Source organism: Streptomyces sp. NPDC057616, from assembly GCF_042800575.1.
In the GTDB taxonomy this organism is placed as follows: Bacteria; Actinomycetota; Actinomycetes; order Streptomycetales; family Streptomycetaceae; genus Streptomyces.
In genome coordinates this window covers 52,504-60,356 of record NZ_JBHVGU010000051.1, presented here as the reverse complement: position 1 = coordinate 60,356, position 7,853 = coordinate 52,504, and the positions used below count along the sequence as shown (strand labels likewise).

Genomic DNA, 7,853 nt, shown 5'->3' with positions numbered 1-7,853 from the left:
CCTCGATGGCGGGCACCCCGGTGTCGAGGACGCTGGGCTGCCGCATCCGCCACTCCTCGGCGGCCGGCACCCCGGTGTCCAGCACGCTGGGCTGCTGCAGCCGTATGCGCCACGCCTCGTCGGCCGGGGGAATACCGGTGTCGAGCACAGTGGGCTGCTGCATCCGCCACGCCTCCTCGGCCATGGCCGCCCCCATGTCGAGCACCGTCGGCTGCTGCGTCCGCCAGTCCTCGACGGCGGGCACGCCCGTGTCCAGGACGCTGGGCTGCTGCAGCCGCCACGCCTCCTCGGCCGCGCGGCGTGACTGCTCCGCCGGGTCCTGCCACGTGGTCGTGAGGGCCTGGGGCTGGACGGCCGCGACCGGGGCCACGGACGTCTGCCGGGCGGTGTACCGGTACAGCAGGTCGCTGGCCGCCGCGATCTTGCGCTGGCTCGCCTGCTTGGCACGGCGCAGCACCACCTGCCTCGGCTCCGAGGAGGCGGCGGGCGCGGCGGCGCTCTCCTGCCGCTGGGCCGGCGGGGCGGGGCTCTCCTGGCGCTGGGCCGGCACGGCGGGCAGCGCGGCCGTCGGACCGGCCGTCAGCTCCGCCACGGGGCGCCTGCGCGGCTCGGCGGCGGGCAGTTCGAGCACGGGCCGGGCCGGCGCCTCCAGCTCACGTGCGGCACCGGCGGCACGCGTCACGGACGGCCGCTCGGTCTCCCTCGGGCGGGCCGGCGCGCTGCGCTGCGCGGGCATCCGGTCGGCCGGCAGGACCGCCGGCACCGTCGGGCCCAGCGACGAACGCGCCCCCTGGAACCACTGCCGGGCGATGTTGTCCAGATCGGGATCCGAGGTCCGGCCGCCGCCGGCGGGGCCGCCACGGCCCCGGGGCACCGACTGCGCCCGGGTGATGTTGTGCAGCCCGGTGTCGCTCTCGGCCCGGTCGTACAGGCTGCTCACCCGCTGCCGGACGTCCTCGCGACTGGGGCCCTCGTCCTGCGTGTTCGGTGCGGCGTCGGCCGTCTGCGAGAACAGGGCCACCGAGGTGAGGGCAGCGGTGGCGAGAGCGGAGTTTCGCATTCCGGGGCCGAAGCCTCCGGGGCGCGACGATCGTTCCGGCGCCATGGGAGCCGTACTCCTTCCATCTCCGCCTACCGAGTTAGCTGTCGGGTTCGGGCGTCGATCCGGAAGGTATGCCCTACGGCCCTTGCCCTGGTGGGCGGTTGGGCCGATTCACCCCATCGTTCGGTTGGGTCCCCGGCTCCGGCTGCCGTGCAGGCGCACCGGACTCGGCGGAGGCCGCACGTCCCGGCGGGGCGCCGGAGGAACTCGTGCGGCCTGCTGCCAAACTAGCCAACTTGTGCGGCTCGTGTGAAGGTTGAGGGGCGTAATGTCCGATACGCTTTTGTGACCTTCGTCGTGACGTTCCGTCAGATGCGTGCTTCGTGCACACAGCGGGTGCGGAAGGCGACGTTCCGTCGCGGACGACCGGCGATCGAGGCCCGGCGTCAGGAGCGGTCGGACTCGCTCCGGGCCGCGCGCTCGGCGTTGCGCTTCTTGATCCGCGCACCCTCCTTGCGGACCTCCGCCTGGGTCTCGCGCTCCTTCCGCAGCCACTCGGGCTGCTCCTGCTTCAGCGCCTCGATCTGCTCGGTGGTGAGTGCCTCGGTGACACCGCCGCGCGCCAGACCTGCGATGGAGACGCCCAGCTTCGCCGCGACCACCGGGCGGGGGTGCGGACCGTTGGCCCGCAGCTCGCGCAGCCACTCGGGCGGATCGGCCTGCAGCCGGTCGAGCTCGGCCCGCGAGACGGGACCCTCCCGGAACTCGGCGGGGGTGGCCTCGAGGTACACACCCAGCTTCTTCGCCGCGGTCGCGGGCTTCATCGTCTGGGTGCTCTGGTGCGACTTCATGGGGTCAAGGGTATCGAGCGGGGACGACCGCTCCGACCACGCCCGGTGACCGGGCGCCGACCACGGCCGGTAACCTTGCGGCGTGACAGGCTCGGATGAATCCCCCACGTTCCGGCTCGCGTACGTCCCGGGGGCGACGCCCGCGAAGTGGGCGCGGATCTGGAACGAGCGCCTGCCCGGGATCCCGCTGACCCTCCTCGCCGTACCGGCCGCCGAGGCGTCCGGCGTGCTGCGCGCCCGTGACGCCGACGCCGGGCTCGTCCGGCTGCCGGTCGACCGCACGTACTTCAGCGCCATCCCGCTCTACACCGAGACGACGGTCGTCGTGGTCCCCAAGGACCACGTGATCACGGCCGCGGACGAGGTGACCCTGGAGGACCTCGCGGAGGAGGTCGTCCTCCACCCGCTGGACGACGTCTTCGACTGGGACCGGCCGCCGGGCGAGGAGGCCTTCGAGCGCCCCGCCACCACGGAGGACGCCGTCGAGCTCGTCGCGGCCGGCATCGGCCTCCTGGTCGTCCCCCAGTCGCTGGCGCGCCTTTACCACCGCAGGGACCTCGTGTACCGGCCGGTCGTGGACGCGCCCCAGTCCGGCGTCGCCCTGGCGTGGCCCGAGGACGCCACCACGGACCTGGTCGAGGACTTCATCGGCATCGTCCGCGGCCGCACCGTCAACAGCTCCCGGGGCCGCAGGGCGGACGCTCCCGAGCCGGCGGCGAGGACCGGCGCGAAGAAGGCTGGGGCGAAGGCCGGTGACCGGCGCGCTTCCACCGGCGCAAAAACGACGGGACGCAACCCCCGGGGCAAATCCGACGTCTCCAAGGGCGCCAAGCGCAGGAAGCCCCGCCGCCGGGCATAGCCCTCGGGTGGGGTGGCGTGGCCCTGTGTCGCACGGGTCACCTTCACCCTCTCAGGGGGAGTCTTGCTTCGCATGGGGGAGCGCTGCGAGGACAGCGCCGCGGACGAGCTGCGTACCGACGAGGTACGTCTCGACCTGTCGTACGCCGACCGACCGTCGGCCGCCCCGGCCGACCGCCGGATGCGGACCTGGCTGCGGGCCGCACTGTGGCGCTCGGCGTCCTTCGCCGGACGCACGTTGCGCGGCGAGTGGTACGGCATCGTGGTCGATCCCGTACGCCAGCTCGTACGGCGAGGGCTGTCCGCACTGACGCTGGCGTTCGTGGCCGCCTTCGGCGTGATCTTCTTCCACGCGCTCGCGCAACACCCCGCCGGTGCCACGGCGGTGCGCATCCTCGGCGGCGTCAACGCCGACCTGCCGCTGTGGCTGGCCCTGCTGCGCACACCGGTGTCCCTGTACGTCCCGGCCCTCGACCTGCCCGTGTGGGCCGGCATCACGCAGCTGTTCCTCGCCTTCGCGCTGGCCGAACTCGTCCTCGGCCGCACCAGGACGCTCGTCGTCTCGTACGCGACCACCCTGGCCGGCACCCTCATGGTGCGCGTGATGATCGCGCTCGGCGCCGGATGGGGCGGGCTGGGGCTGCCGCCCGAGGTCGGGCGGGTGCTGGACACCGGACCGTCCGCCGCGGTGGTGGGCCTGTTCACCTACGTCGCCGTCGTGCGCCGCGCTCCCATTCTCTTCGCGCTCACCAGCGGGTCGATGGTGTGGGAGTCGATCGCCGTGCCCAACCTGGCCGGCCGCGAGCACCTGATAGCGATAGGCGTCGCCATCGTGCTGGCCCTGCACGGTCAGTCCCGTTCCCGGTCCCGTTCATCGATCGGTCTCGGGCGGCGTGTGCGCTCCGTGAAGTAACCGGATCTGGCTTATCTTCGCCACGAAATCCGACATCCGGAGTACATATGTCAAAAACGGATGCACTGGTCGACGTGGCGGACGAGGCGGCGGTCGCCGCACCTCCCCACCCTCCGGAGCGCCGCCCCACCGTACGGCCGGTGCATCTGGCCCTCGCCGCGACCGCGGTCCTGGCCGCGGTCCTCGCGCTCACCGGCATCGGGTGGCTGAACCGGCCCGCCGTCGCCGCCTGGCAGACCGTCTGCCTGGCCATCACCGTCCAGGCGCTGCCCTTCCTGCTCCTCGGCACGGTCCTGTCGGGGGCGATCAACGCCTTCGTGCCGGCCGACCTGTTCACCCGGATCCTGCCCCGGCGCCCCGCGCTCGCCGTCCCCGTGGCCGGAGTCGCGGGGGCCGTCCTGCCGGGCTGCGAGTGCGCCTCGGTGCCGGTCGCCACCAGCCTGATCCGGCGCGGTGTCACCCCGGCCGCAGCCTTCGCCTTCCTGCTGTCCGCCCCCGCGATCAACCCGATCGTGCTGGCCGCCACGGCGGTCGCCTTCCCGGGCAACCCCGCCATGGTCGCCGCCCGCCTGCTCGCGTCCCTGCTCACCTCCGCCGCGATGGGCTGGCTGTGGCTCTGGCTGGGGCGCGAGGAGTGGCTGCGTCGCGACGTCCGGCACACCGGCCACCAGCCGGGGCACAGCCGCTGGACGGAGTTCCGCCTCGGCTTCCGCCACGACTTCCTGCAGGCCGGCGGGTTCCTGGTGCTGGGCGCCATGGCGGCGGCCACGTTCAACGTCGCCGTGCCCCGCTCCGTCCTCGACACCTTCTCCGGCTCGCCCTGGCTGTCCGTGCTCTTCCTGGCCGGGCTCGCCGTCCTGCTCGCCGTCTGCTCGGAGGCCGACGCCTTCGTCGCCGCCTCGCTCACCGGCTTCTCGCCCACCGCGCGGCTGGCCTTCATGGTGGTCGGCCCGATGGTCGACCTGAAGCTGATCGCCCTTCAGGCGGGCACGTTCGGGCGGGGCTTCGCACTCCGCTTCTCCTCCGCGACCACCCTCGTGGCCGTCGTCGCGAGCGTCCTGATCGGAGGCGCACTGCTGTGAAACGCCACCTCCAGGTCACCCTGCTGGTCCTGACCGGCCTCGGCCTGCTGCACGCCTCCCTCTTCACCGACCTCTGCCTGCGCTACGTCAAGGAGGGCCAGCGCCCCCTCCTGATCGCCTCCGGAGCGCTGCTCGTGCTGCTGGGCCTGGCGGGAGCGGTCCTGGACGGCAGGGCCACCGAGGACGACGGCCACGCACACGGCCACGACCACTCCGCCGTCCCCCGCGTCGCCTGGCTGCTCTTCCTGCCCGTCCTGAGCCTGCTCCTGCACGCCCCGCCCGCCCTCGGCGCCTACACGGCCGCCCGCACGCACGACAAGGCCGTGCGGAAGGAGCAGCACTTCGACCCGCTGCCCGCGACCAGCCCCCTGCCGATGACCCTCACGGACTTCACCGCGCGGGTCCAGCAGGACCCGGAACAGGCGATCAGAAGCCGCAGCATCCGGATGACCGGCTTCGTCACCCCGGCCGGCCGGGGCGGCGGCTGGTACCTGACCCGGATCATCTTCACCTGCTGCGCGGCCGACTCCCAGTCGGTCAAGGTCCGCATGTACGGCACCCCCGCCCCGCCCGCCAACACCTGGCTGGCCGTCGACGGGACCTGGCACCCCGCCGGCACCCTCGGCACGAAGGCCGCGGCGGCGGCCCTGGACGTCCACCGTATCGACCGCATCGCACCCCCCGTCAACGCCTACACGGACGACCTCCCCCTCACGCCGTCCTGATCCTCACGCCGTCCTGACGCCGCCGCGGGCACGGGCCGAAGGCCGGGGAAACGTGCTGGCACGGACAGGGCGGGCGCCCGGTGGCAGAATCGGCCAGGTGGACCGGGGGATCCTCGAGCGCGAGCCCGAGCTGGCATTGCTGGCCACGGCCGCACGGGAGGCGGCGGACGGGGCCGGCTCGGTGGTGCTCGTCTTCGGTGAGGCCGGAATCGGCAAGTCGAGCCTGGTGAGAGCCATGCCCGACCGCCTTCCGCTGCAGGCGCGCGTACTCGTCGGACAGTGCGACGACCTCGCCACCCGGCGGCCGCTCGGACCCTTCCGTGACCTCGTCGGCAGCGTCGGCGCGGAGCTGGCCGGTGCCGTCACCGACGGCGGCGATCGCCAGCGCGTCTACGAGGCCCTGCGCGGCGAGCTGGCCGTGACTCCGCACCCCGCAGTACTCGTCGTCGAGGACGTGCACTGGGCCGACGAGGCGTCCCTGGACGCCCTGCGCTTCCTGGTGCGGCGCATGGAGCGGCTGCCCGCCCTGCTCGTGCTCACCTACCGCGACGACGAGCTCAGCCGCGGGCACCCCCTGCGCCACCTCCTCGGCCAGGTCTCCCGCGTGCCCCGCGTGCACCGCCTGCCCCTGGCCCGGCTCTCCCTGGACGCGGTCCGCACCCTCAGCGGCACCGACGGCCTCGACGCGGCCCAGGTGTACGCGGTGACGTCCGGGAACCCCTTCTTCGTCGCCGAGGTCGTCGCGGCCGGCGGCACCGGGGGAGTGCCCCCGACCGTCGTCGAGGCCGTCCTCGCCCGGCTGCGCGGACTGGACCCGGCCACCGTGGACGCGCTGGAGCAGCTGGCCGTCGTCCCCTCGGCCGTGGAGCGCCCGCTGGTCGACGCCCTGCTCCCGGCCGGAGTGACCGACCTCGCCGCGGCCGAGCAGCGCGGCCTGCTGGCCGTGACCCCGCAACGGGTGGCGTTCCGGCACGAGCTCATCCGGCGCGCGGTCGTCGACCCGGTGCCCACCGCCCGCCGCATCGAGCTCAACCGCAACGTCCTCGCGGCCCTCGTCGCCCGCCCCGGCACCGACGCCGCGCGCATCGTCCACCACGCCGCGCAGGCCGGCGACCTGGACGCCATCGCCCGCTACGGGCCCGACGCGGCCCGCGACGCCGCCTCGGCCGGCGCCCACCGCGAGGCCGCCGCCCAGCTCGGGCTCGTCCTGCAGCAGCGCTACCGCTACGCCCCGCCCGACCTCGCCGACCTGCTCGAACGCTATGCCGTGGAGAGCTACACCATCGCCGACTCGGCCGCCGCCGTCGCCGCCCAGCGCGAGGCCGTCGCCCTGCGCCGCTCGCTCGGCGACATCCCCGCCCTCGGCGCCGACCTGCGCTGGCTCTCCCGCATCCACTGGTGGGCCGGCGACGCGGACGAGGCCCAGTACGCCGCCCGGGAGGCCGTGACCGTCCTGGAGCACGCCGGCGACGACCGCCTGCTGGCGCTCGCGGTCAGCAACATCGCCCAGCTGCGCATGCTCTCCGACCGCTACCCCGAGGCCGTCTCCCACGCCGAGCGCGCGATCACCCTGGCCCGCAAGACCGAGGACACGGCGATCCTCTCGCACGCCCTCAACAACGTCGGCACCGCCCGCTGGCGCGCCGGCGACCCCGACGGGCGCAAGCAGCTGGAGGAGAGCCTCGACGTGGCCCTCGCGGCCGGCGAGGTCGAGCACGCCTGCCGCGCCTACGCCAACCTCATCTGGACCCTGCTCGACCACCTCCGGTACACCGAGGCCGACCGCTACCTGGCCCCGGCCATGGACCTCGCCGACCGCGCCGAGCACCTCGGCTTCCTGACCTACCTCCACGTCGAACTGGCCATCCGCCGGCTCGCCGCCGCCGACTGGGAGGACGCCGAGCGGCACGCCGAGTTCGGCATCCACGACTTCCTGCCCGCCCGCTCCCCGGCCCTGACCGTCCTGGCCCGGGTGCGCACCCGCACCGGCCGCCCGGGCGCCGACGACCTCCTCGCCGAGGCCCAGGAGATCGCCGTCCGCACCCGGGAGCTCCAGCGCACCGGCCCCGTCGCGGCCGCGCTCGCGGAGGCGGCCTGGCTGCGCGGCGACCACGCCGCCGTCGTCGAGGCCGCAGCCCCCGTCCACGCCCAGGCCCGCCATCTGACCGGCGTCCCCTACCGCGCCGAGCTCGGCTACTGGCTCACCCGGGCCGGCCGCCCGGTCCCGCTGGAGGACTGCGACCACCCGTACGCGCTCCAGGTCCGCGGCCACTGGCGCGAGGCGGCGGCGCTGTGGCAGGCGGCCGGCTGCCCCTACGAGCACGCCGCCGCCGTCGCGGAGACCCCCCACCCCCCCTCCCCCCTCCCCCCCCTCTCCCCACT

The 7,853-nt window shown here is 74.4% G+C and carries 6 protein-coding genes, 1 pseudogene and 1 riboswitch; of the genes and pseudogenes, 5 read left to right on the top strand and 2 right to left on the bottom strand.

What is annotated here, in order from left to right; translation table 11 throughout:
* Together ACFU97_RS40950 and ACFU97_RS40945 are read right to left on the bottom strand one after the other, a co-directional pair.
* Positions 1–1,060 (bottom strand): annotated as a pseudogene (locus tag ACFU97_RS40950) (hypothetical protein); the annotation flags it as partial.
* A 53-nt stretch (positions 1,061–1,113) separates the two neighbouring features.
* Positions 1,114–1,285, bottom strand: a riboswitch (cyclic di-AMP (ydaO/yuaA leader).
* A gap of 203 nt (positions 1,286–1,488) precedes the next feature.
* Positions 1,489–1,893, bottom strand: coding sequence for a DUF5997 family protein (locus tag ACFU97_RS40945; protein ID WP_384266960.1), 405 nt, complete (start codon positions 1,891–1,893; stop codon positions 1,489–1,491).
* A gap of 82 nt (positions 1,894–1,975) precedes the next feature.
* Here ACFU97_RS40945 and ACFU97_RS40940 point away from each other — a divergent pair, with 82 nt between their 5' ends.
* The 5 genes from ACFU97_RS40940 to ACFU97_RS40920 form a co-directional block, all read left to right on the top strand.
* On the top strand, positions 1,976–2,752 hold the full coding sequence (locus ACFU97_RS40940) for a LysR family substrate-binding domain-containing protein (RefSeq protein ID WP_384266958.1): 777 nt from the start codon (positions 1,976–1,978) through the stop codon (positions 2,750–2,752).
* 180 nt (positions 2,753–2,932) lie between these two features.
* On the top strand, positions 2,933–3,664 hold the full coding sequence (locus ACFU97_RS40935; protein WP_384266971.1) for a hypothetical protein: 732 nt from the start codon (positions 2,933–2,935) through the stop codon (positions 3,662–3,664).
* A gap of 47 nt (positions 3,665–3,711) precedes the next feature.
* Entirely contained in the window at positions 3,712–4,746 is a 1,035-nt protein-coding gene (locus ACFU97_RS40930) for a permease (protein WP_384266956.1), read from the top strand.
* A complete protein-coding gene (locus tag ACFU97_RS40925) occupies positions 4,743–5,471 on the top strand; it encodes a TIGR03943 family putative permease subunit (RefSeq protein ID WP_384266954.1) in 729 nt (242 codons plus the stop codon). The genes ACFU97_RS40930 and ACFU97_RS40925 overlap by 4 nt, the downstream gene beginning before the upstream one ends.
* Positions 5,472–5,568: 97 nt before the next feature.
* Positions 5,569–7,853: ATP-binding protein (locus tag ACFU97_RS40920; protein WP_384266951.1), on the top strand; the 2,285-nt coding region annotated here is incomplete at its 3' end.